The organism is Pseudomonas sp. TH31 (assembly GCF_016650815.1).
Lineage (GTDB): Bacteria > Pseudomonadota > Gammaproteobacteria > Pseudomonadales > Pseudomonadaceae > Aquipseudomonas.
Genome location: NZ_JAEKEZ010000035.1, coordinates 1 through 23,192 on the forward strand (window position 1 = coordinate 1; position 23,192 = coordinate 23,192).

Consider the following 23,192-nt stretch of genomic DNA (forward strand, 5'->3'; position numbering starts at 1 on the left):
GATTGTCTTTTCCGCTGCCGGAAAAGGTACGTTTACGGTCGATGGGTCGAGATGAACAAGGCGGATCGCTACCTGCAGGCTGGCACCTGGAAAACACCCGGCGCAGCTACCGCGCCGCGGTGGAGCACTTCGAAGTGACCTGGGGTGGATTTCTGCCGGCAACCGGGGATGGCATCGTGCGCTACCTCGCCGAGTACGCGGACAAGCACGCTATCAATACGCTGAAGCAGCGCCTGGCCGCACTGGCCCAGTGGCATATCGCGCAGGGCTTTCCTGATCCGACAAAGACGCCGACCGTTAAGCAGATGATCAAGGGCATCCGGACATTACATCCGACCCAGGAGAAACAAGCGGCCCCTCTCCTACTACTCCACCTGGAACAAGCAGTGGGCTGGCTTGAGCGGGAGGCGACCTTAGCGGCAGAGCGCGACGACTACAAAAGCGTGATGAGACATCGCCGAGACATCGCTCTGGTGCTGATCGGATTCTGGCGAGGTTTCCGAAGTGATGAACTGGCACGCTTGCAAGTCGAACACACCCAAGCGGAATCAGGGATAGGTATCACCTTCTATCTGCCCCACACAAAAGGCGATCGACAACACCTGGGGACGACATTCCACACCCCTGCCCTTAGGACGCTGTGCCCCGTTCAGGCTTACCTCAACTGGATCACCGTCGCCGGCATTGCGCGTGGGCCCGTGTTCAGAAAAGTCGATCGGTGGGGCAATCTTGCCGAGGGCGGTATCAACTCGAATAGCCTGATACCCCTGCTTCGCCGTATCTTCGAGCAGGCCGGCGTTCCGGCTGACCTCTATAGCAGTCACTCCATGCGTCGCGGATTCGCGACCTGGCATCGGCGAATGGCTGGGACATTAAGAGTTTGATGAGCTATGTCGGCTGGAAAGATGTGAAGTCAGCGTTGCGGTATGTCGATTCCGGAACGTCGTTTGGAGGATTGGCGATTCAGGCACCCAAACCAATAGAACTGGTTACAGGCTAACCACAGACTACGCCAAGACTTCCTTTGCGTTACCGATAGGCCTCTTAAGCTTACGGGCAGCTGCGACGCACCAATTGTCGATAGCGAAGTCTGCGGCCGTTCGGTCAGAGAGGTGCTCGAGCGGTATCGACATGACAAAACAGCGGTACCCTGCTACATCTTGCGAGTTAATTTCGCCCTCTGCGGGATACCGGACGGCGCACCAGATGTTTTCAATCCAGTCGAATGGCTGGGGTGCGGGAACGTCGCAAACCACCACGGAAAGTACCAATAAGCTATGCGTGTTCTCTGGGGCATCACCATCGAATTGACCAGAGTATTTATCATACCCAGTGTCGCTTCGAACCCATGCGCCGAACAGCTGATCCCCCACCACATGCTCAGCACCGCGGACGTTTCCGTTTGTGCTTTTCAGCCAGATCGCTGACAGATCATAAAAGGCAAATAGCGCAGACCACCATCCCGGCAGTTGCGGTGGTCAGCGGGGAGGAACCTTCATCGGCCAACTCCTTGGCCCGCTTCTGGTTGGATACGCCCGGTCCCTCTCTTCGGACTACCGCACATCGCTGTTACTGTTGGGGGGCTGTTGCCGGAGGTTTCGTGATTTTGATGGCAAAAACAGCCGCCGAGAAGAAAGCGGACCCAAAGCAGGTCGCGGATACTCAGCTCAGTGACCCTGAAGCTAGCCAGCGATGATCCCTCTGGCGTCCCGTGAGCTCGTACTTAAAGGTAGACCAGGACGCCTCCGTTCACCCAGTAATACTACCAAATGGTAACCACTTCGACTCAAGTCGACCTGGGAACCCAAACAAGGCTTCCAGGGGCTCCTTGGTAAAGCACTCAGAAGTTACAAACTCGGAAACGCAAATTGTGTGGCTTCACGGCTCGAGCCTTTCGGCCAGCGTTGAGTGATGGCCTTGCGCCGAGTGTAAAAACGCACGCCGTCAGGGCCGTAGGCATGCAGGTCGCCGAACAGTGAACGTTTCCAACCACCAAAACTGTGGTAAGCCACGGGAACTGGCAGTGCCACGTTAATCCCGACCATTCCAACCTCGATCTGATCAGCGAACACTCGCGCCGACTCTCCGTCGCGGGTGAAGATGCAGGTGCCATTTCCATACTCGTGGGCATTGATCAAGGCAATTCCCTGCTCCAGGCTGTCGACCCGCATCACGCACAACACCGGGCCGAAGATCTCGTCGGTATAAATGCTCATCTGCGGCGTAACCCGGTCGAAAAGACAACCGCCGAGAAAGAAGCCCTGCTCATGCCCAGGCACTTGCAGCCCGCGCCCGTCGGCCAGCAGCTCCGCACCCTCTGCCACGCCGGCGGCGACATAACCGCTAACCTTGGCCTGGTGCGCAGCGGTGACCAGCGGCCCCATGTCCAAGCCCGCAGAGGTGCCCGGCCCGATTTTCAGCGCGGCAATTTGCGGCAGCAGGCGCTGGACCAAAGCATTGGCTACTTGATCGCCGACACACACAGCCACCGAAATCGCCATGCAGCGCTCACCACAGGAACCGAACGCCGCGCCCATCAGGGCGTTGACCGCGTTGTCCAGATCCGCGTCAGGCATCACAACCGCATGGTTCTTGGCGCCGCCCAGGGCCTGTACACGTTTGCCGCGCTTGGTGCCTTCGGCATAGATGTACTCAGCGACCGGAGTCGAGCCAACAAAGCTCAGGGCCCTGACCTCCGGCGCCTGAATCAGCGTATCCACCGCCTCCTTGTCTCCGTGCACCACGTTGAGCACACCCTTGGGCAGCCCGGCCTCGTTGAACAACTGAGCGATCAGCAGGGTCGAGCTGGGGTCGCGTTCCGAGGGTTTGAGGATGAAGCAGTTGCCACAGGCGATCGCCAGCGGATACATCCACAGTGGCACCATGGCCGGGAAGTTGAACGGGGTGATCCCGGCCACCACGCCCAAGGGTTGGAAGTCCGACCAGCAATCGATGGCCGGGCCGGCATTGCGGCTGTACTCGCCCTTGAGCAGCTCCGGCGCGGCGCAGGCGTATTCGACGTTCTCGATGCCGCGCTTGAGTTCGCCCAGGGCGTCCTCCAGTGTCTTACCGTGTTCCAGACTGATCAGTTGGGCGATGCGCTCCTGGTTTCGCTCCAGCAGTTGCTTGAAGCGGAACAACACTTGGGTGCGCTTGGCTGGCGGTGTATTGCGCCACGCCGGAAAAGCCGCAGTAGCGGCGTCGATGGCCAACTGCACGGTGGCGCTGTCAGCCAGGGTCAGTTGACATAGGGTGGCACCCGTGGACGGATTGAAGACCGCAACCTGGCGTGTGCCCCCAGCCTGAAATTGGCCATTGATCAAATGTTCGATGCTCATGCTGTTTTCAACCTCGGTAGCGCGGGCGCCGTGGCGCCCGGAAAATTAACGGCTGAGAGCTGCCTGAATGGCGATCTCGACCAGGATGTTCTCGGCGGCCAGGCTCGACTCCACCGTGGCCCGGGCCGGCAGCGCATCTTCCGGCACCCAGGCGTCCCAGGCGGCGTTCATCTGGGCAAAATCCTTGACCGCGTGCTTGAGCCAAACCTGGGCAAAGAGGATCCGGCTCTTGTCACTGCCGGCCTCGGCCAGCAGCTCGTCGATGCGCGCCAGCACTTGCTGGGTCTGGCCGTGAACGTCCTGGCTGCGGTCGCTGGCCACCTGACCGGTGACGTAGACAATGCCGTTGTATTCCACAGCGTGGCTCAGGCGTTTGCCATTGGGTTGATAGCGTTTGATGGTCATGCATACCTCTCTTCAAGGGACGGTGCGGGCCGAAGCATTCGGCCGGTTTCAAGGAATCGCGGGCAAGCGAAGCCCGTGGAGGCGAAAATTCGCCTCCGCAGATCAAACTCGGGTCACAGGTTCATACAACGCGGCCCCGTGCGGGCCGCAGGTTCAACCGGTTATACGGCGCAGGCTGCGGGCCGCGCTGGAAATGGCCCGGCGGCATTGATCACCTTGGGCGCCAGCTCACGTCGGGCATCCTCCAGGCTCCAGCGACTGAACGGCACCGCCACGTTGACCGAGCCCAAAGGGTATCCGGCGGCATTCACCACCGCTGCCGAGACGCTGATATCGCCAGCGTAGTATTCCTCGTTGGCGTAGGCGTATCCCTCGTTGCGGGCCTGCTCGATCACCCCGCGCAGTTGCTCAAGGTCGGTGACGGTGTTGGCGGTATAGGCCTGGCGATTGGACTGTTCGAGTATCGAGTTGGACTCCGTCGCCGGCAGTGCCGATAGGTAAGCGCGCCCTGCCGCGGTGCAGTACATGGGCAAGCGCCGGCCCAGGGGGATATGCAGAGAGATCTGCTTGTGACTGGGAAAGCGCGCCACGTAGAGCATGTCCAGGCCGCAGGGCTCCAGGAGGTTGCAGCTCTCCTCGATATCGCGGTTGAGCTCATGCAGATAAGGGTTGGCGCGCTCTATCAGGTCGCTAGTCTGCAAATAGCCGGTGCCCAAGTCCAGGGACATGGGTGTCAACCGATAGCGCTTGGTGTCCGGTTCCTTGCACACGTAGCCCAGGGTTTCGAGGGTGAACAGCGAACGCTGCACCGTGCTTTTGTTAAGCCCGGTGGCTTCGGCGATTTCCGCCGGGCTCATGCTCGGCTGTCCGGCACGAAAGATCGCGATAATGGCCAGCCCCTTGGACAGCGCAGTGACGAACAGCGGAGATTCTTCAGGTGTGGTCATCGGGCAACAAATCCTTGATTGAGTAAGACTGCCGCGCCTGGAGCACGGGCAAAAGCCGGACAGTGTGCAGGATACTGGCTGTCGCTGTTCATTCGAAGTGGCTCAGTACGATTCCCGGCTCCACCACCGGGCAATTGCGTTGAAAACGGTCGACCGCAAATGGCTGCATGCGCTCATCCACCACGCCACTGACGAGGGCCTTGGCCAACAACTCCCCGGCCGCCGGCGCACCGGCGTGGCCATAGCACCAGCCGGCGCTCAAGTGCAAGCCGCGCAACTGCGGATGGGCGCCGAGCAAAGGCCCGAAGTCCTTGGAGATATGCACCAACCCGGCCCACTGGCGGAGGATACGCGCCGCCCCCAGTTGCGGGAACATTTCGGCATAGGCCTTGGCCGTCGCGGCCATCACCGGCACATCGGCGCCCAGGCTTACTTGCGGGCGCTCGGCGACTTCGGCGCCACCCACAACTTCGCCACGGGCTGTCTGGTGCATGTAGCAAAGACGATCAAGCAAGGCAACGGCCGGGCCGATCAGCGCGCGGGTAGGCTCCAGTGCCATGGCCTCCAGGCGCATGGGGTAGCCCTCCAGCGGTACGCCGGCCATATCCGCCAGGGCATTGCTCTGGGCACCGCCAGCCAGGACCAGGGTGTCGCAGGCAAGGTGCGGCTTTGCTTCCGCCAGAGGCACTGAAATGATGCCAAGTCCCGCCAGTCCGGCCGTTATGTAAGCGCCGCCATTTGCGCAGTTCTTCGCCACTGGGCTGATCGGCCTGACGGGCAACAACAATACGCCAGCGCTGTACGTGATGTTGTGCCTGTGCCTCACGCTGACAGGTCTGGTGATGGTGATGGTGAAGGAGACTGGCGGAGCAACCCCTCGTCTAACTCGCTGGCCGAGGGGTTGCTCCGGGCTACGAAAAAATGAGCCTCAGTTCAAATACCAACCCCAAGGTGCGCCGTTGTATCGGGTGATTTGTTTGGTTTCCAGGTAGTTGTTGTAGCCCCACTCCCCCAGTTCGCGCCCGATGCCACTCTGCTTGTAACCGCCCCAAGGTGCTTCAACGAAAGTCGGTTGCGAGCAGTTGATCCAGACGATCCCGGCGCGAAAACGTCGAGCGACCCGTTCGCAGCGTGGGATATCTCGGGACATGACCGCCGCTGCCAAACCGAACGGCGAGTCATTGGCCAGGCACACCACCGGGCCGAAGATCTCCTCGCGCCACACCGAACTGTGTTCAGGTACATCAGCAAAAATCGCCGGACTCAGGTAATAGCCCTTCTGCAGATGAGCGGGACGAGTGCCGCCCGAGACAAGTCGCGCGCCCTCTTGCTGACCGGACGCAATGGTCGCGAGGACTTTGTCCAGTTGCCCCTGGCTGACCAAAGGACCGAGTTTCACGCCATCCTCGAAGCCCTGTCCGATCTGAATCTGCTCGGAGGCTTCGATCAAACGTTCCAGCAGTGCCGGGTACAAAGCGCGCTCCACCAATACTCGCGAAGTGGCCGAACAGACCTGGCCCTGATTCCAGAATATCCCGAACAGAATCCATTCCACCGCAGCGTCGAGGTCACTGTCGGCGAAGATCACGAAGGGCGATTTACCGCCCAGCTCCAAGCTGATGTTTTTGATCTCGGCCGCTGCCGCTTGCATGATCTTGCGCCCGGTTGGCACGCTGCCGGTGAAGGCGATCTTATCCACATTCTGGTGTTCCGCCAGCGGCGCACCAGCCTCGCGACCCAAACCGCTGACGACGTTCAGCACCCCTGCCGGCAAGCCCGCCTGATCGGCAATACCCGCCAGCTCAAGGGCTGTCAGCGGCGTCAGCTCCGAGGGTTTGAGCACTACGGTGCAGCCAGCTGCCAGTGCCGGAGCGACTTTCCAGGAAGCCTACGCCCGGAAAGGTCGATGAGCATCAAAGCTAAGGGCTAATTGGATGATGGAGGCAATGCTGGATGGATCGGATGGCATCGCCGGGGATAAAGAAACGATGATGCGGTAAGAAGATGAGTTCAGGAGCTCACAGGGCTGGGAGCAGAGGATGCCTTTGACAAAAAACAGGATTTTTTTGGTGTAAATGGCAAAACTCTACGCCAGAAAAAATACACTGGGTAATGTCCGTGAGGCATTGCCCCTTAACCGCAGTCCCGCTACAGCTAATCCCGCCTCGAGGCGAACGAAGCGACCACGCTATCTATCTCGGCCAGTGCGCGTGAGCAATGTTCGTAGAACAACTGGCCATCCTCGGTCAAGGCAAAGCTGCGAGTAGTACGCTGAAACAGCCTGACGCCCAGGCGTTTCTCAAGCCTTGCCACGGCATTACTTACGGCGGCGCGGGTCAAGTGAAGCTGTTCACCGGCTGCGGAAAAACTACCCGCTTCGGCGGCGATCATGAAGGTTGAAATACCAGCCAATTTGTCGCTCACCACCGCCCCTATTTTTGTAAATCCAAGGAAACCTGATGCAGAAAATCATCCTTGGCTGATGCTCAGTGCAAAGGTGAAAACGTCGCGGGCAAGTAAACCGAAGACTGCATCTCTAGCAATTGCGGCGCGGAGTTTTCAGGCGGCCACACACCATCGCTCACGGCCCGGTGCGCACCTGCAAGCGTTGTTCGAGACTCAAATACGGCCAGATATGCAGATAGCGCGGCAGCTTCCCACTCGTGGCGTAGAACGCCGCATACACAGATGAATAGCCGTCACCGGTGCGCGGCCCCACCGCCTTGCGCCAGCCAGCAAGCGTCGGAGCCAACCCCGAAGGCACCAGGTCGTATTCACGTAGCTCGTAGAACGGCCCATGAGCTCCTGGTGGTAAAGGTTCAAGGAACGGGAAAAGCCGATAGTCGTCAATCTGTTGACTCAACACGAACTCGCCGATGCCGAACGCGTCGCTGGCCAGCAGACAGCGCTCACGTTCCTGCTGGCGGATTTGGGTATCGGTAAATCCACGAAGGACTGCAATACGGTTCTGCTGGCCGATTTCGGACAGCCAACAGCCCATCAGGCTAACCCCCTCCGGCGCCTCCTCAAGGGCTTGTTGCAGACGAGGCAACGCTTGCGCCGACGTGCGCACACGCAGCGTGAAGGTGATCAGTTCGTACAGTTCCATGACCTCATCCCCGGCAGATCGATTGAGCGTGGATGTCTGCCAGCCAGTCGGGGCTTAGGTCCGCGATATCGGCGCAGCCCATCAGGCTGAGCGTACGGATGAACTCTTCGTGGAGCAGGTCCAACGCGCGACCGACACCCTGCTCTGCGGCCACGGTGACGCCATAGAGGGTGGCGCGGCCCAGCAACACCGCATCAGCCCCAAGGGCCAAGGCTTTGGCAATGTCACTGCCACGACGGATACCACTGTCGAGTAACAGCGCCATCTTGCCTTTAACCACAGGCGCGATGAGCCGTAGCGCATCCAGACTCCCGAGTGCCCCCTCAAGCTGGCGACCGCCATGGTTGCTCACCACTAATCCATCGAGCCCCAGCGTCATGGCTTTTTCGGCATCTGCCGGGTGCAGCACGCCCTTGAGCAGTAAACGCCCGGACCACTGATCGCGCAGGCGAGCGAGCATGGACCAGTCCAGGCGTGTGTCCATCTGCTCGCCAATGAACTTCATCGAACCCAGAGCATTGCGCTCAGCGGGGGCAAGTACGGTTCAAGGTTTCCCATGGACGGCAAGCCGTTCGGCCACATGACCTGACTTAGCCAGCTGGGATGGCGCAGCACATCGAGTTTGTTGCCCAGACTCAATTCGCGCGGACGAACGAAATTACGGCGGTCCCACTCACGATTACCCAGCACCATCGCGTCACTGGTCAACAGCAACGTGTCGACGCCAGCCTCATGTGCTCGAGACAGCAGACTGGCCTGTATTTCGGGGTCGCGCATGGCGTATAGCTGGAACCAGAGATTAACGTCCGGCACTTGCGCCTTGATCGCTTCCATCGATACGTTGGACACGGTACTGAGGCAAAACGGCAACCCACGTGCGGTCGCGGCCCGAGCCAGGTGAAGGTCAGCATCGCGGTGCAACATGCCGTTGTAGCCGGTAGGTCCGATCAGCATCGGTTCGGCCAGTTCACGCCCTAGCAATCGGCGCCGGATCACCGGTGGATGACACGGAACCAGCGCGCGCGAATGCAAATGTACTTCGCTAAATGACGCGCGGTTACGGGCCAGGGTCAACTCGTCCTCGGCGCCGCCAGACAAGTATTCCCAGGCAAAATGCGGTAACCGATGGCGAGCCAGTTCCGCCAGTTCGGCGATGCTGTGAACGCGACTCAGGTCCCGACCGCGGTAGAAGCTACGCATACAGACTCCTCGAAGAAAAAACCCGGCGAGCAACCGGGAAAAGGGAACAGTGAAAATAAACGGGTCAGCGACTCAGTCCTGCCACGATGGTCGGACTTTGAGCGGGTAAAGGCGCTCGAATAGTCAACAATGTCAGCGTGGTCAGGACCCCAAACAGCACCAGCATCAAGGAGACGGGCCAAACGCCGTGGTAGCTGGCGAATAGCGCGGTGGCAATCAGTGGAGCGAAACCACCGGCGAAGATTGACGCGATTTCATGCCCCATGGCCAAGCCTGTATAGCGAACATGGGTGGGAAACAGCTCCCCCATCATTGCTGGCTGGGTGCCGATCATTGCGCCATGGCTCACCGGCAAACCCAAGATCAGCGCCAGGTACACCAGCGTCGGTTCATGGGTATCGAGCATCCAAAAGAAGGGAAACGCCAGCAGGACAAGGGAAATGGAACCGAACGCATAAACAGGACGACGACCGATTCGATCAGACAACCAGCCCCAGAACAAAATGCTGAATGCTTCCAGCACCATGGCAAGCATCACACCGAGCAACAGCAATTGGGTCGACAACCCCGAGAACTTGGCATAGGCCATGGAAAACGATAAAAAGATGTAGGCGCCGCCGTTTTCTGCCAGCCGCAAGCCCATGGCTTGCAATACCGCCTTGGGATGCTCGCGCAGTACCTGAAGCGCCGGTAGATGAGGAGTTGCTTCCCTGGCTTGCCTGGCGTTATTGAAGTCACGGCTTTCCGGAAGCTTGCGCCGGATGTACAGGCCCACGCCGAAGATCGCGACGCTGGCCAGGAACGGCAAACGCCAGCCCCAACTCATGAAGTCCTCGGCAGGCAGCTTCTGCACCAGATAAAACACTGCCGCCGACAACACAAAACCTCCCGACACCCCGAGCTGGCTCCACGCCGCGTAGAAACCGGTACGGTTAGGCGGCGCGTTTTCGCTGAGCATCAGCACGCCACCACCCCACTCGCCTCCCGTGGCGATACCTTGCACCAGACGCAAAATGACCAGGCACAGTGGCGCTAGATAACCCGCCTGTTCGAATGTCGGCAGCAGGCCGATCAGAAAAGTAGCAATGCCCATCATCGCCAGCGTGATTACTAGCGCCTGCTTGCGCCCATGGCGATCACCGATGTGGCCAAACACGATGCCACCCAGCGGACGCGCGACAAAGCCGACGGCAAAGCCGGCAAATGCGCCCATCGTAGCAATGACCGGATCCGTACCGGCTGGAAAAAACAGCGGGCCGAAGACCAGAGCGGCCGCGGTACCGTAGAGAAAAAAGTCATACCACTCCAGAGCATTGCCGATCACCGAAGCGAAGACAATTCGACCCAGAGGGGGCGAAGCTTGAGTCGTACCAGCCATAGAACACTCCTGCACCGCACGAAACCCTCCGTGCGATGGCTTGCACCAGTAGCGGATAAGGACAAGGCACCATTCACATGGACCTTGTCCGATGGGCCTTACCAGATTTTCCAGGTGTAGGTTGTGATCAGACGGTTCTCGTCGAAATCATTGCCATAACGCTGCTTGACCATGTAGTTCTTCCATTCCAGCCCCAAGCCCTTGAGCGCCCCGCTCTGCACCACATACCGCAGTGCCAGGTCCCGTTCGTTCTCGGTCTCGTCGGTCAGCGTGTCACCGCGCTTGATGTCAGTCCCCTTGATGTATCGGGTATTGAACGTCAGACCGGGGACCCCCATCGCAGCGAAGTCATAACCGTAACCCACACCCCATGAGCGCTCCTGAGGACGCATGAACGGCTGGTTGGCCCAGTTCAGCAGGTAAAACTGCGGGATATAACCGTTAAGCGTGGGAAATATGCTCTCGCCGAACATGCGCTGATAAACCACGGTGGCACGGTGCGGGCCCTTGGTCAGGGTCAGCCCGGTAGACAGAGCGCGGTTATCGATATCGCCGTCGAGAGCCTCGCCATCTTCCTTGTTGTCGAACCAGCGCACGTCGGCACGCAGGCCGTAGCCATTGCCCAAGTCGGAGGTGTGCGCGAGACCGTAGTACTGCTGACGGTAAATATCGTGCACAACACCGTAGAAGTAAGTGGCCTGAAGTTGCGGGGTGGCATTCCAGACAGCCCCACCGAAATCCATCCCCTTGTCACTGTCCAGGCTGTCCTTGGTGCCGAATTTGTAGAACTTCTCGTGATCGGACGATTCCCGGGTGACGGCTGACCAGAAACGGCCACCCGTCAGAGTCAGGTTGTCAATTTCCTTCGACTCAACGACGGCGCCCTGAAAAATGGTGTCCAGCTGACGGCTTGGATCATGCCAGGCAACCGGTAACTCGGGACGCATGTCACCGATTTTCAGCTCGGTCTTGGAGTACTTCATCTTGAAAGTAGCTCCGGCCCGACTGTAATCCTTGCTCGTCATTCCTTTGTCGGCATCGTAGGGCAACGAACCATCATTGCCGGTAGAGTCCAGGCGCAAGGCATACTGCGCGTCCACATCCAGCCCGAACGCCACCGGCGTGTCGGTGTAACCCGATGTGAACTGCAAATCAAAACCCTGGGACCAGTTACCTACCTGCGGAACTGGCGCCCCGCTCTTGGTGAAGTTGCGGTCGAGGTAAAAGTTACGCATATCAACCTTCAGATGACTGTCATCCAATAGATCGGCATACGCCACCACCGGGGAAGCCACGGCTCCCACCAGGCCCAAATACGTAAAGCTGCGCGCAAAAGATGAGTACTGCATGTGACGCCCCCATTCATCCCGGTCAAGCCGGGGTATTCGGTATGAGCAGATCAACAAATCGGTAACTCGGCAGTGAATTCGCGGTGTGCATTCTGAGGCACGTCTATCCGCGAAAAATGGGCACGGGAGTGCCCGTTCGCCTGGTTTTGAAACCAGGTTCTGGGTATGTAAAACGAGTCTTAACGCAGGGTTTTAGAGGTCTCACCAAGGCGGTGATAAGCGCGATTAAAGTACACAAGCCCCTCCTGCTCACCGCCCTGCCTGATCGCCAGGATTTCGCAATAGAAGATGCTGTGCGAACCGACTTCATGAACCTGTGCGATCCGGCAATCGAAGTTCACCAAGCCTTCATCCATCGCGGGTGCACCGCTCTCCAGGATTGACCAGGCGGTTGTGGCAAATCGCTCGTCCATGCTCAGGTTTTTGTCGGCAAACGCACCGGACAGGGCCTGATGACTGGCGGCCAGAACGTTGACGCACACCGCCCCGTTGGATTTGAAATGCACATTGGAATGCGAAGCACGATTCATGCACACCAATAGCGTGGGCGGTGAATCGGTGACGCTGCAGACCGCCGAGGCGGTGAAACCAAAGCGGCCGGCAGGGCCATCCGTGGTGATGACTGATACGGCCCCGCCGAGCAGGGCCATGGCGTTACGAAATCCGTTAATATCGACCATTGCCATTACTCCTCAGATGTCCAGAACCAGTTTTTGGGATTTCGCACGTGAGCAGCAGACCAGAATCTGGTCGTTGTCGGCCTTCTCGTCGTCCGTCAGGTAGACGTCGCGATGATCCGGTTCGCCCTCGATCACGTCGCACACGCAGGTACCGCACACACCTTGCTCGCAGGAAATCTCGATCTTGATACCCACACCCGCCAGCGCCTCAAGGATGGTCTGCCCCGCTGCGACCTGAACGGTCTTGCCACTACGGGCGGCCACGACTTCAAAGCTCTCGCCACTGACATCGACCTTCACCTGGAAATACTCGCGGTGGATCTGCGCGTCGGCGTAACCGGATTTCAGCGCCGTGGCGATGACCCAATCCATGAACCCGGCAGGGCCGCAGGTGTAGATATGCACACCGGCTTTGGGAGTGCCGAGCACCGCATTCAGGTCGAGCTTCTGCGCCACCGCCTCGTCATCAAAATGGACGCTGACCCGCGAGGCGTAATCGGCATTCTGCAACTCATCGAGGAATGCCGTACTGCAGCGGGAGCGGGCGCAATAGTGCAACTCGAAATCCTGCCCATCGGCCTGCAACGCATAGGCCATGGCAATCATCGGGGTAATACCGATGCCGCCGCCGATCAGGATCGAACGAGTGACCTGGGAGGCCAGCGGAAAATGATTACGCGGCGTACTGATGGTCACCTCGGTGCCTTCAAGGAGTACCTCATGCACGCCGGTCGAACCGCCGCGGGACGCCGGATCCTTGAGCACACCCAGGCGATAAACCGCGGCATTGGATGGATCACCGCACAGGGAATACTGACGGATAAGGCCTGGAGCGACATGGATGTCGACATGCGCGCCGGCCTCGAACACCGGCAACGGGCCTCCGTCCGGGCGCGTCAGGTCGAGTACGACGACGCCATCGCCCTGGATTTGGCGTTTGCTTACGATGACTTTCAACAATTCTTCATTCATGACCGGTGTACCGTTGTAGATCGAGTGGGCCCCGACGGCTGCCCTCACGCGAGGGAAAGGGGCGTGCTTAACGCATGAACAAACCGCCGTTCACATCCCATGTGGCACCGGTGGTGAAATAGGCTTCGGGGCGCGCCAACTGGACAATCAGATCGCCGAGGAACCCGGCATCGCCCAGGCGCTTGACCGGGATGTTGCCGATCAGGCTTTCCATGCGTTCGGCGGGTACCGCCGCCCTAACGGCCGATGATTCGATCGGGCCTGGTGCGATGGCGTTAACCGTCACCCCCTGGGCCGCGAACTCCTTGGCGAAGATCTTGGTCAGGGTGACGATGCCACCTTTGGACGCGGCGTAATGCGCTCCAGTGGCGGTGCCGCCGTTTTGTCCGGCCAGCGAGGCCATGTTGATGATCCGGCCATAACCGGCACCAGCCATATGCGCACCGACCACCTGGCAGCCGACGAAGACACTGCGTAAATTCAGGCTGACGACAGCGTCGAACTCTTCAGGGCTGATCTGCATCAGCGGTGTGGTCATGGTGACCGCTGCATTGTTGACCAGCACATGCAGCGCGCCCCATTGTTCGAGCACCTGCGCGAGTGCCGCTTCGAAGTCGGTTTTGATACCGACATCGAGCTTGATCGCGACAGTGTTCTCCCCGGTGCTGTCCAGTTGAGCGGCGGCCATCGTGGCCGCCTCCAGTGAACGGTCGGTGACCACCACTTTGTAGCCCGCCTGCAACAGTCGGGCGCAAAGGGTGTAGCCCAGCCCTTGCGCGGCGCCGGTGACCAGTGCGATATGGTTCATGTGACGCCCCCCTTACAGGATGTAGCCGATACCGGCCAAGGTATCGTCGGAGTTAATCAGCCGGATCAGCTTGCGTTGGATCTTGAAGCTCTCGTCGTAGCGTTCCAGCTCATAAACGATGTCGGCGCTGTAGTGCTTGAGCGCGTCCTTACGGAACTCCCGCAGGTTCTGCGCACAGCGCACCGTGACTTGAATACCGTCGTCGTACAGCACGCGAAAGCGCGACAGCGTCCGAATGGTGCGTGGCAGCGGAGTGGTGGAAATCGACTCACCGCCAGTCAGGCGCTGCACCCTTAGCTCGCGCATATGGTGGTCGTCGTAGGCATAATTGAGCGAGTTCTCGAAGTCCTGCTCTTTCGGGTCGATCGGGATGATGTACGTCCCTTTTGCGGCCCACAGCGCCAGCCATGCGTCATATTCGGAATGGTCGAGCATGTCGCCTTCTTGCCAGATGAAGGCGGTCACTTCTTGCAGCAAATGCAGGTTCATACGGTCTTCTCCACGCCTCAGGCTTTGCTCGGGGCCGACATCATTTTTTTCCACTGCTGATACGCCGCGCGCATGCCGGTCTCGGCGCTCACGTCGCTGAGCAGTCCGTCATCGGTAGCTGTCTCTCCAGGCAGCCCACGGTTGAGCATGATCCACAGGTTTTCACCGGCGCTCGCGCCCTTCTGCACCCGCTCCCAGGCCTCAGAATCGTCCGGTGTGCCAAAGCCCATCGGCCCCTGGAAGTGCTCGTGCAAGCGCAGGCGATAACGGTTCGCCACCGCCGGGCCGCCATCCATGGTGATCACCGAGTGATGGATCTCGGTTTCGGTCACCGAGATCGGCTGCAACACACGGAAGAACGCCATCGAGCACGCAACGTTGGGGAACAGGTTGAGGTTGAAGCCCGAGCCACCCACGGCCCGCACGATGCGTCTCACCTGGTGTTCCTCGATACCTTCGTCCCGCAATTCGGCAGCCAGGGCTTCAAAGCGCTCAGGTATCGGTTTGTCCAGGTCGGCTTCCAGGTCCACCAGGTCAGGGATCATCACCATCACGCTGTGACCATTGCCCAGGTCTTCGACGTAACCGGGCCCTTCGACGAAATCGAACAAGGCCAGCGTCTCTTCATCCACAGACGACAGGAATGATTTGTGCACCAGTGGGAAGTGGTAGGCGTCGGTGGTGTTTTCCAACTGGATTTTCCAGTTGCCCGGAAGCGGAAACGATGCTCGCCCGGCACCTTGATCGGGTAGCCGGCGCCCTGCTTCATGAACAGGTCCATCCACTTCTTCGCCGGGCCGAGGAAGTCCACCAACGGCTCGATATCGTCCTTGAAGGTGGCGAACAGCATGCCGGCGTACTCCTCGACACGCAGGCTCACCAGCGGGAACTCGGCCTTATCCAGGCAATCGCCGTAGCTCTCCGGGTGCGGTACGCCGCGCAACGAACCATCGAGTGCGTAGCTCCAGCCGTGATACGGGCAAACGAAACTGTTGGTCTTACCTTTCTTGTGCTCACAAACAGTAGCGCCACGGTGGCGGCAACGGTTGAGCAGCACATGTACCTGTTTTTTTCGATCACGCACCACGATCACTGGCTGCTTGCCGATGTAGGTACTTTTGTAGCTACCGGCGTCCGGAATCTCACTGGTGTGAGCCACCCAGACCCAGGTGCTGTAGAAAATCTTTTCCAGCTCGACATCGAACAGCTTGGCGTCGGTGTACAGCGAGGTATGGACGCGGTCGGCCTGGACCAGTTCTTCGGGACTGACGTCCAGGTTCACGGTTTCGATCAGATTGCTCACGGTGTCTCCTCGTCGACTTCTTGGCCGACTTCAACAGTCATTGCGCGGGTGTGTTGGGTACCGGTAAACGGGCGTCGCTGTTCCATGCCTGCACGGGGCGGCCGAACAGGTTTTCGGTCTGGAAATGTGCCATGCGCCACTGTCCCTCTTCCTCAGCGAAACGCACGGTCAGGCGCGCGGCGTTGAGGTGCGAAGCGCCACTGGCAAAGGTCGAGGTCTGCAGCATCACCCAGCTTCCCGACGCACCTTGCCCATCCACCACGATCAACTCGCTGGTGAGAAAGTGCACATTGAGGACGAAATGCGCGGGCGGTTTCATGTACGTGGCAAACATCGCGCCGATCGCCTCGCGGCCGCGGTAGCCACCGAAACTGTCAGCGTATTTGGCTCCCTTGCCCTCCCATACCGCTTCGCGAGTGAACAGGCCGGCCAGTTCCTCCAGCGGCGTGTCGACATCGAGAACATCGCACAGCGCCATGTAGCGATTCATGCAGGCACGCACGGCGTGTTCAACTTCGAAGCGGTGTAGACGCTGGTGCAATTGGGCCAATGAGACGGGGCTGGACATGCTGGCGGACCTCAACGCTGAATGATCAGTTCGCGACCGGTACGGGCCTCGACCTTGGCGTATTTCCACAGCTTGTAAGTACCGTCGCCCACCGGCGTGCTGCGGAACAGATTGCAGGCCGCGTGCACGGTTTCAATGTCGGGGATATCCGCCAGCAAATAGGTGGTCCAGGGATAGCCAGTGGAAGGGCCGACCATGCTCTGGTCATCGTCCATGTTGCCGAACACCTTGACACCCGACAGGTCATGGATGCCGTTCCACATCTCGCTGAATGCAGCCCAGACCTGCAGTTGTTCGTCGCGCGGCGCGTCGAAAAAGTTCTGGTTGATGCCCATGCAGAACAGCACGCGCAGTGGTTTTTTTTCGCTCATGTTTCGCTCCTCGAAGGGTTACAGGTAACCAGGCAATGGCGGCTTGCCAAAGAACATGGCGCCCGCGTTCTGGTAAGTGACGTCACCCATGAAGGCATGCTGAGTCACCACTTGGGCGTCATTGACGCATCGAGCCAGAGGGCTGTCGTTGCAGACACCACTCATGCCCGACAGCATTTGCGCGGTGCGCGCCACGTCGGCGGCAACCCGTGTAGCGTGGGTCGATGAGAGTCGCAGCAGATTGGTCACCTGAGCAGGCACGGCGTCGCCTGCCAGCACATGACCCCAAGCCTGCTCGATGGATTCGTAGAAAAAAGCGCGGGCGGAGCGCAAGGCGGCCTCGGCCTTGGCGATCTCGACTTGGGCCAGAGGCCTGTCGGCCAATGCTGGAGCGCCGGTCACGGAAATCCGCCCGCTGGCCATGCCGCTCAACTCATCCAGTGCGGCGCGTGCCACACCGAGGCCGACCACTGACAAAACCTGCGTAGCGAACGAGGAGCGATGGATAGCGGAAAAACGCTTCATCCAGGGTCGGAGCGCCGCCACGTACAAAGGTCCAGTCCTCGGGCACGACCACATCCTCGACCACCAGGTCATGACTGCCGGTGCCCAACAGGCCAACGGTGTCCCAGGTTTCTTCGATGCGAGCCTCGCTACGCGGCATCACGGCCAGACGCGGCAGATCGAGCTTGTCGCCATTCCTCGGCGCGATACCGACCCCCAGCAACGTGGCGCCCATGGAGCCACTGGAATACTTCCAGCGACCATTGACCTTGAAGCCCCCTCTACCCGTTCGGCTGGCTGTGGCGGAAAGATCCCGCCAGCGAACACCACGTCCGGGCCATCGGCATACACCTGGGCGATGGTCGACAACGGCAGCGCCGCGAGATAGACCGGGCTCATACCAAAGCTGGCGACCCAACCGGCGGAGCCATCGGCCTGGGAAATGCGCTCAATCAAGCGACAGAAATCACCCGGTGAAGCTTCATCGCCGCCGAACCGTTTCGGGACCAGGGAGCGATAGATGCCGTGGAACTTGAACGCGTCGATCACATCCTGGGAAATGTGTCGTTGGCGATCAAACTCGCCTTGACGGGCGCGTGTGCGAACGTCGTTTAGCATCGCCTCGAAACGTTCATCGTTGGTTTGGGGTGCGACAGCATCCAGGGCCGTCGCCTTAAGCGGATTCATGACTGGCTCCATGATCAAGTGCGGTTCGAATACAGGCGTTGCAACAACAACCCGGCGACGGCGAGCAAATGCTCATCGGCGCCTTTGGCGGCCACCAGTTGCAAGCCGACCGGCAACCCTTGTGCACTGCCCAGAGGAATGGTCAGCGCGGGGTGTCCGGAGAGGTTGAAAGGACGCACCAGGGCGGTCATGCCCAAAACGGCGCGGGTATTGGAAGCGTCGGCGATAGCCAAGGGAAGTCCGGCATGGTAGGCAGCGCCAGCACGTCGAAGTGCTTCAGCGCTTCATCGACTTCGGCGGTAAAACGCGCCCTCACCTGCTCCGCTTCGGCCAGGGCCTGATCGGTGGTTTCACCGGCCGCAGCCAGCCGGTCGGCGATGTCGGCACCGACCCGTCCGGTGTCCAGCAAGTGCCCACACGCGACGAATGTTTCACGGTTGATCACCACCATACCGGCGTCATAAGCGCTGACCATGTTTGGCAACGGCGCTTCATACAGAGGTAACCCACTGTTAACCAGCGCAGCGGTGACCACACGCTGTACAGCCTCATTGGCCTGCACCGGCACCACACCGATACGGGCATCGATGAGGGTCGGCAAGCGGGCGAAAGTCGGATCGATGGCCCGCATTGCGGTCACCAGCATCGACAGGCTGTTGGCGAACGGCCCGACACAGTCGAGGCTCGATTTCTCGGGCATTACGCCGTTGCGGCTGACTCTGCCGAACGTCGGCTTGAAGCCGAACACACCGCAGCAGCACGCTGGAATACGCACCGAACCACCGGTGTCGGTGCCCAGGGAGAAATCAGCCAGGCCCGCCGCGACCGCCGCAGCCGAACCACTGGAAGAACCGCCAGGAATACGCCCGGGAAAGCGTGGGTTGGCTGCGGTGCCGGTCCAGAGATTGATGCCCGTGGTGCCGTAGGCCAGCTCATGGAGGCTGGTCTTGCCAATGAGGCGGCAGCCGTTGACGAGCAATGCTTCAACCACCGCGGCGTGGTGCAGAGCAGGTTCGGCATCTTGAAGGGCGCGACTGGAAGCACGGGTCGGCACACCCGCTACGTCGATGGTGTCCTTCACCATCACTGTGGGGCTATTGCCGCCAAGGGAAACTTGCTCGACCACGATCGTCATATCGGATTCACCTGTAACGAGAGCCTGAAAGACGCCGGGTGGCGCCATTGCGTAAATCCAAGATGACGAATTATTACGTGAAATGTCAATTGAATTTGGCGATATTTTTTGTTGTCGAAATTGGTGCAATTTTCCAGTAAACGCACCGAAGTCGAGCATTTTCAAAAAGACTCAGCCGAGGCGATTAATCTTCTTATGTTGATGTTTTATATAGTTTATTTAGTTATCAATTAATAAAAACGGATCCAATAAAGCCGTCTGATCACGATTTAAAATCGGAATTATCAAGGCTGCTAAAATTATTTTTTAGTTGTTTTTTTGAGATTTTTTAAACGATTTTTTATCGAAAAAATGCATGCTTTTTTCAACGTAAAGCGTTGAATTTGCTGGCGGCATCGCCTTTCAAAACGGCCAGCTACAACGCCACGAAATAACCGGTCAAAGGCCTTTTTCCAGCGAGCTCCGAGCTGGTGCAGGCAAATTCTCTGGCATGCAATCTGCAAATCTGCCCTTTGCCAGCCCGCCAGAGAGCGGCCGGCTTACCGAATCAGCCTTGCCCCGGAGATCGATCGACATGCTCTTCAAGAAAGCTCTGCCTGCTGTGATGTTCGGTGCGCTTTGCGCCACCTGCGTTGTGCCCCAAGCGGCCTTCGCCGAAGTCAAGATTGGGGTGATCACCTCCGCAACCGGCCCGATTGCGCTGGTCGGCATCCCCCAGAAAAACAGCGTGTCACTGATGCCGACGAAGATCGGCGATCAGACCGTGCGCTACATTTCGCTCGACGATGGCAGCGACCCGACCGCATCGGTCAAGGCCTTCAAAAAGCTGATAGACGAAGAGCACGTGGACGCGATCATCGGCCCGAGCGGCTCGCCCAACGCCATGGGAGTCATCCAGTTCGCCGCCGAATCGGGCACACCCATGCTCGCCCCGGTGGGCACCGCCGCTGTGGTGCTGCCCATGACCGAGCAGAAAAATGGGTATTCAAGACCACTCAAAACGACGACCTGATTGCCCAGGCGCTGGTGGAGAACATGGTCAAGCGCGGGATCAAGACCCTGGGCTTCGTCGGAACCGCAGACCCTTATGGGGAAAACTGGGCAAAGGTGATGGCGGTGCAATGCGAGAAGCATGGCATCAAGATTGTTGCCAGTGAGCGTTTCCAGCGCCAGGACACGTCCGTGACGGGGCAAAGCCTGAAACTGTTGATGGCCAAACCCGATGCGGTGCTCGTGGCCGCCCCCGGCAGCTCATCGGTGATGCCACAAACCACTCTGTTCGACCAGGGTTACAAAGGGCAGATGTATCAGACTCACGGAGCGGCGATGGATGCCTTCCTGCAATTGGGCGGCAAGAAAGTCGAAGGCACCATTCTCGCCGCGAGCCTGATGCTGGTGCTCCCGGAAATGCCTGACAACCACCCTTCCAAGCCCGTTGCCCGGCAATACATCGACGCCTATACCAAAGCTTATGGCTCTGCACCGGCGACCTTCGGCGCCAACGTCTATGACGCCGGCCTGCTGCTGGAAAAAGCCATTCCCGTCGCTGAACAGAAGGCCCAGCCCGGTACACCCGAGTTTCGCGCCGCCCTGCGCCTGGCGCTGGAAAACACTCACGAGATGTCGGGTACCCAAGGCGTTTACAACATGACGCCCGAGGATCACAGCGGCTTCGATGAGCGTGGCCGTGAGCTGATCACGGTCAAGGACGGTCACTGGACCTTGCTCAAGTAACCAAAGACGGCTGACAGGGCAGGTGCTGCTCACCCGTTGCACTTGCCGCGTCAATACACCCGCTCAGCCTACAGAAGAGAGTGCTCATGAATTTCCAGATAGCCATGCTGCTGGGCCAGGACGGCGTCACCAACGGTGCCATCTATGCCCTGTTGGCGCTGTCGATCCTGCTGGTGTTTACCGTCACCAGAATCCTATTGATCCCCCAGGGCGAGTTCGTCACCTATGGCGCCCTGACCATGGCCGCCATTCAGTCCGGTCATCCAACGCCTCTGGCTTGGTTGCTGCTGGTCCTCACGCTGATCGAATGCACCCTGGACCTGATTGCCCGCTGGCGCTCAGGTAAAGGCTTGCGCATCGATCGACAAATGATCGTGAAATGCACCTATGCCATTGCGCTGATCATAGCCATGCGTAACCTGCCTCTTGCCACGTTGCCGGTCGCGATCCAGGCGCTGTTGACCTTGTGCCTGGTGGTTCCGTTAGGGCCACGTCTGTATCGACTGTTCTTCCAGCCGATCGCCGGAGCCTCCGCGCTGGTGCTGCTGATCGTCTCGATTGCCGTGCATGTGGCGATGGTCGGGGTCGGGTTGCTGATGTTCGGCCCGGAAGGTGCACGCACCACGCCGTTTTCCCAGGCAGGTTTCGAAATCGGTCCGGTGACCCTGAACAGCCAGACCTTGTGGGTGCTGGTCATGTCGGTGACGCTGATCTTCGCCCTGTTCCTGTTCTTCGGTCGCAGCCTGTATGGCAAAGCCTTGCAAGCCACTGCGGTTAACCGCACCGGCGCTCGCCTGATGGGTATCTCGCCGGACATGGCCGGCAAGACAACGTTCGCACTGGCGACCTTTATCGGTTGCCTCTCGGGAATTCTCATCGCCCCGATCACCACGCTGTACTTCGATTCAGGCTTCCTCATCAGCCTGAAGGGCTTCGTCGGCGCCATCATTGGCGGGCTGGTCAGTTATCCGCTGGCAGCTCTCGGCGCGCTGGTTGTCGGCCTGGTCGAGGCGTTTTCAATGTTCTGGGCCAGCAACTATAAGGAGGTCATCGTCTTCACGCTGATCATCCCCTTCCTGCTGTGGCGCTCGCTCAAAAGCCATCACGTGGAGGAAGAGGAATGAAACCACGCTATTTGATTTTACTGTTCGTTGCCGCACTGACCTTGGCACCGCTGTTGCTGCCGACTTTTCAGGTCACTTTGCTCAACTACATCGGACTGTATGCCTTGGTGGTGCTCGGCTTGGTGTTGCTGACCGGTGTGGGCGGCATGACCAGTTTCGGCCAAGCCGCTTTCGTCGGGCTCGGGGCCTACACCACCGCTTACTTGACCACCACCACGCAACTCCCTGCGTGGTTGGCCTGGGTCGGCACTTCACCGTGGCTGGCGTTGCTGGTCGGCATCGTCCTCACAGGGCTTGTGGCCCTAATACTCGGTGCGCTGACCCTCAAGTTGTCCGGCCACTATTTGCCGTTGGGCACTATCGCCTGGGGCATTTCGCTGTACTACCTGTTCGGTACGCTAGACGGCCTAGGTGGCCAGGGCGGTATCACCGATCTCCCGCCCATCACGGTGCTGGGTTTGAGTCTGGACAAGGAAGAGAAAGTCTTTTACTTGATCTGGGCCATCTTGCTGGTGGCGATGCTGATCACGCATAACCTGCTGGACTCCCGTGAAGGCCGGGCGATTCGCGCACTCAAAGGTGGTCAGTTGATGGCCGAATCAATGGGCGTGGACACCTTCCGCGCCAAGCTGGTGATCTTCCTGATCTCCGCCGTATTCGCAGCGCTGTCCGGCTGGCTCTACGCCCACACTCAACGCTTCGTCAACCCGACACCATTCGGTTTAAACATGGGTATCGACTATCTTTTCATGGCGCTGATCGGCGGGGTCGGCAGTGTCTGGGGCGCCCTGCTCGGCGCTGGCGTGCTCACCCTGCTCAAGCAATGGCTGCAGGATTGGCTGCCGTCGCTGGTGGGTAGTCAAGGCAATTATGAAACCATCGTCTTCGGTTTGTTGATCATCTTGCTAATGCAACGAGTGCCGGGTGGTCTTTGGCCATTGCTGGCCAAACGACTGCCGCTGTCCGGCAAGACGCCACGCGCACCGCTTAAAACCGAGGTCGAGGCCCAGCCTCTGCCCCAGCGAGCACCGCCGAAAAAGGCGACCTGATCCTCGAAGCGCGGAAAGTAACTCGACGCTTTGGCGGACTGG

The 23,192-nt window shown here is 59.3% G+C and carries 19 protein-coding genes and 6 pseudogenes; 5 read left to right on the top strand and 20 right to left on the bottom strand.

Translation table 11 applies throughout. The annotated features are described in order from the left end of the window. Positions 1-884: pseudogene (locus JFV26_RS29950) on the top strand (hypothetical protein); the annotation flags it as partial. Positions 885-1,847: 963 nt separating this feature from the next. Here JFV26_RS29950 and JFV26_RS29955 read toward each other — a convergent pair. From JFV26_RS29955 to JFV26_RS30050, 20 genes and pseudogenes are all read right to left on the bottom strand, one after another. Beyond that, a complete protein-coding gene (locus JFV26_RS29955; protein ID WP_201197261.1) occupies positions 1,848-3,338 on the bottom strand; it encodes a CoA-acylating methylmalonate-semialdehyde dehydrogenase in 1,491 nt (496 codons plus the stop codon). A 45-nt stretch (positions 3,339-3,383) separates the two neighbouring features. Next, on the bottom strand, positions 3,384-3,743 hold the full coding sequence (locus JFV26_RS29960) for a RidA family protein (RefSeq protein WP_201197262.1): 360 nt from the start codon (positions 3,741-3,743) through the stop codon (positions 3,384-3,386). 161 nt (positions 3,744-3,904) lie between these two features. Beyond that, positions 3,905-4,690, bottom strand: a complete 786-nt coding sequence (locus JFV26_RS29965) for an IclR family transcriptional regulator (protein ID WP_201197263.1) — start codon at positions 4,688-4,690, stop codon at positions 3,905-3,907. 88 nt (positions 4,691-4,778) lie between these two features. Beyond that, entirely contained in the window at positions 4,779-5,378 is a 600-nt protein-coding gene (locus tag JFV26_RS29970; protein WP_342215497.1) for an FAD-dependent oxidoreductase, read from the bottom strand. A gap of 240 nt (positions 5,379-5,618) precedes the next feature. After that, positions 5,619-6,578: pseudogene (locus JFV26_RS29975) on the bottom strand (aldehyde dehydrogenase family protein); the annotation flags it as partial. Positions 6,579-6,844: 266 nt separating this feature from the next. Next, a complete protein-coding gene (locus JFV26_RS29980) occupies positions 6,845-7,081 on the bottom strand; it encodes a LysR family transcriptional regulator (RefSeq protein ID WP_207204085.1) in 237 nt (78 codons plus the stop codon). Positions 7,082-7,176: 95 nt separating this feature from the next. Further along, a pseudogene (locus tag JFV26_RS29985) lies at positions 7,177-7,799 on the bottom strand (NIPSNAP family protein). Positions 7,800-7,803: 4 nt separating this feature from the next. Continuing rightward, the gene (locus tag JFV26_RS34280; protein ID WP_274610391.1) at positions 7,804-8,304 is read right to left on the bottom strand and encodes an alpha-hydroxy acid oxidase; all 501 of its coding nucleotides are present in this window, start codon (positions 8,302-8,304) and stop codon (positions 7,804-7,806) included. Continuing rightward, the gene (locus JFV26_RS34285) at positions 8,301-8,999 is read right to left on the bottom strand and encodes an alpha-hydroxy acid oxidase (protein WP_274610392.1); all 699 of its coding nucleotides are present in this window, start codon (positions 8,997-8,999) and stop codon (positions 8,301-8,303) included. Before JFV26_RS34285 ends, JFV26_RS34280 begins: the two co-directional genes overlap by 4 nt. Positions 9,000-9,063: 64 nt before the next feature. Continuing rightward, complete coding sequence (locus JFV26_RS29995; protein ID WP_201197265.1) at positions 9,064-10,377, bottom strand: MFS transporter; 1,314 nt, start codon at positions 10,375-10,377, stop codon at positions 9,064-9,066. Positions 10,378-10,475: 98 nt separating this feature from the next. After that, positions 10,476-11,726 carry an OprD family outer membrane porin gene (locus JFV26_RS30000; RefSeq protein ID WP_201197266.1) on the bottom strand — a complete coding sequence of 417 codons (1,251 nt, stop codon included), beginning with the start codon at positions 11,724-11,726 and terminating at the stop codon, positions 10,476-10,478. A 179-nt stretch (positions 11,727-11,905) separates the two neighbouring features. Next, complete coding sequence (locus JFV26_RS30005; protein WP_201197282.1) at positions 11,906-12,406, bottom strand: flavin reductase; 501 nt, start codon at positions 12,404-12,406, stop codon at positions 11,906-11,908. 12 nt (positions 12,407-12,418) lie between these two features. After that, positions 12,419-13,378 carry a PDR/VanB family oxidoreductase gene (locus tag JFV26_RS30010; protein WP_201197267.1) on the bottom strand — a complete coding sequence of 320 codons (960 nt, stop codon included), beginning with the start codon at positions 13,376-13,378 and terminating at the stop codon, positions 12,419-12,421. Between the two features lie 67 nt (positions 13,379-13,445). Then, the gene (locus tag JFV26_RS30015) at positions 13,446-14,186 is read right to left on the bottom strand and encodes an SDR family NAD(P)-dependent oxidoreductase (RefSeq protein WP_201197268.1); all 741 of its coding nucleotides are present in this window, start codon (positions 14,184-14,186) and stop codon (positions 13,446-13,448) included. Positions 14,187-14,198: 12 nt separating this feature from the next. Further along, complete coding sequence (locus JFV26_RS30020; protein ID WP_201197269.1) at positions 14,199-14,675, bottom strand: aromatic-ring-hydroxylating dioxygenase subunit beta; 477 nt, start codon at positions 14,673-14,675, stop codon at positions 14,199-14,201. Between the two features lie 17 nt (positions 14,676-14,692). Further along, positions 14,693-15,978 (bottom strand): annotated as a pseudogene (locus JFV26_RS30025) (aromatic ring-hydroxylating oxygenase subunit alpha). A gap of 37 nt (positions 15,979-16,015) precedes the next feature. After that, positions 16,016-16,546 (bottom strand): nuclear transport factor 2 family protein, encoded by a 531-nt coding sequence (locus JFV26_RS30030; protein WP_201197270.1) that lies wholly within the window; start codon positions 16,544-16,546, stop codon positions 16,016-16,018. Between the two features lie 11 nt (positions 16,547-16,557). Next, on the bottom strand, positions 16,558-16,917 hold the full coding sequence (locus JFV26_RS30035) for an IacB protein (RefSeq protein WP_201197271.1): 360 nt from the start codon (positions 16,915-16,917) through the stop codon (positions 16,558-16,560). An 18-nt stretch (positions 16,918-16,935) separates the two neighbouring features. Further along, positions 16,936-18,108, bottom strand: a pseudogene (iacA, locus tag JFV26_RS30040) (indole-3-acetate monooxygenase). Positions 18,109-18,122: 14 nt separating this feature from the next. Further along, positions 18,123-19,243 (bottom strand): annotated as a pseudogene (locus JFV26_RS30050) (amidase). Positions 19,244-19,817: 574 nt separating this feature from the next. Between JFV26_RS30050 and JFV26_RS34290 the strand changes: the two are divergent. The 4 genes from JFV26_RS34290 to JFV26_RS33910 all read left to right on the top strand — a co-directional run bounded on the left by JFV26_RS34290 (position 19,818) and on the right by JFV26_RS33910 (position 23,150). Further along, positions 19,818-20,255 (top strand): ABC transporter substrate-binding protein, encoded by a 438-nt coding sequence (locus tag JFV26_RS34290; protein WP_274610393.1) that lies wholly within the window; start codon positions 19,818-19,820, stop codon positions 20,253-20,255. A gap of 14 nt (positions 20,256-20,269) precedes the next feature. Next, on the top strand, positions 20,270-20,977 hold the full coding sequence (locus tag JFV26_RS34295; RefSeq protein ID WP_342215498.1) for an ABC transporter substrate-binding protein: 708 nt from the start codon (positions 20,270-20,272) through the stop codon (positions 20,975-20,977). A gap of 86 nt (positions 20,978-21,063) precedes the next feature. Continuing rightward, positions 21,064-22,101, top strand: a complete 1,038-nt coding sequence (locus JFV26_RS30060; RefSeq protein ID WP_201197274.1) for a branched-chain amino acid ABC transporter permease — start codon at positions 21,064-21,066, stop codon at positions 22,099-22,101. Beyond that, entirely contained in the window at positions 22,098-23,150 is a 1,053-nt protein-coding gene (locus tag JFV26_RS33910; protein WP_242487949.1) for a branched-chain amino acid ABC transporter permease, read from the top strand. The genes JFV26_RS30060 and JFV26_RS33910 overlap by 4 nt, the downstream gene beginning before the upstream one ends. Positions 23,151-23,192 lie beyond the last annotated feature (42 nt).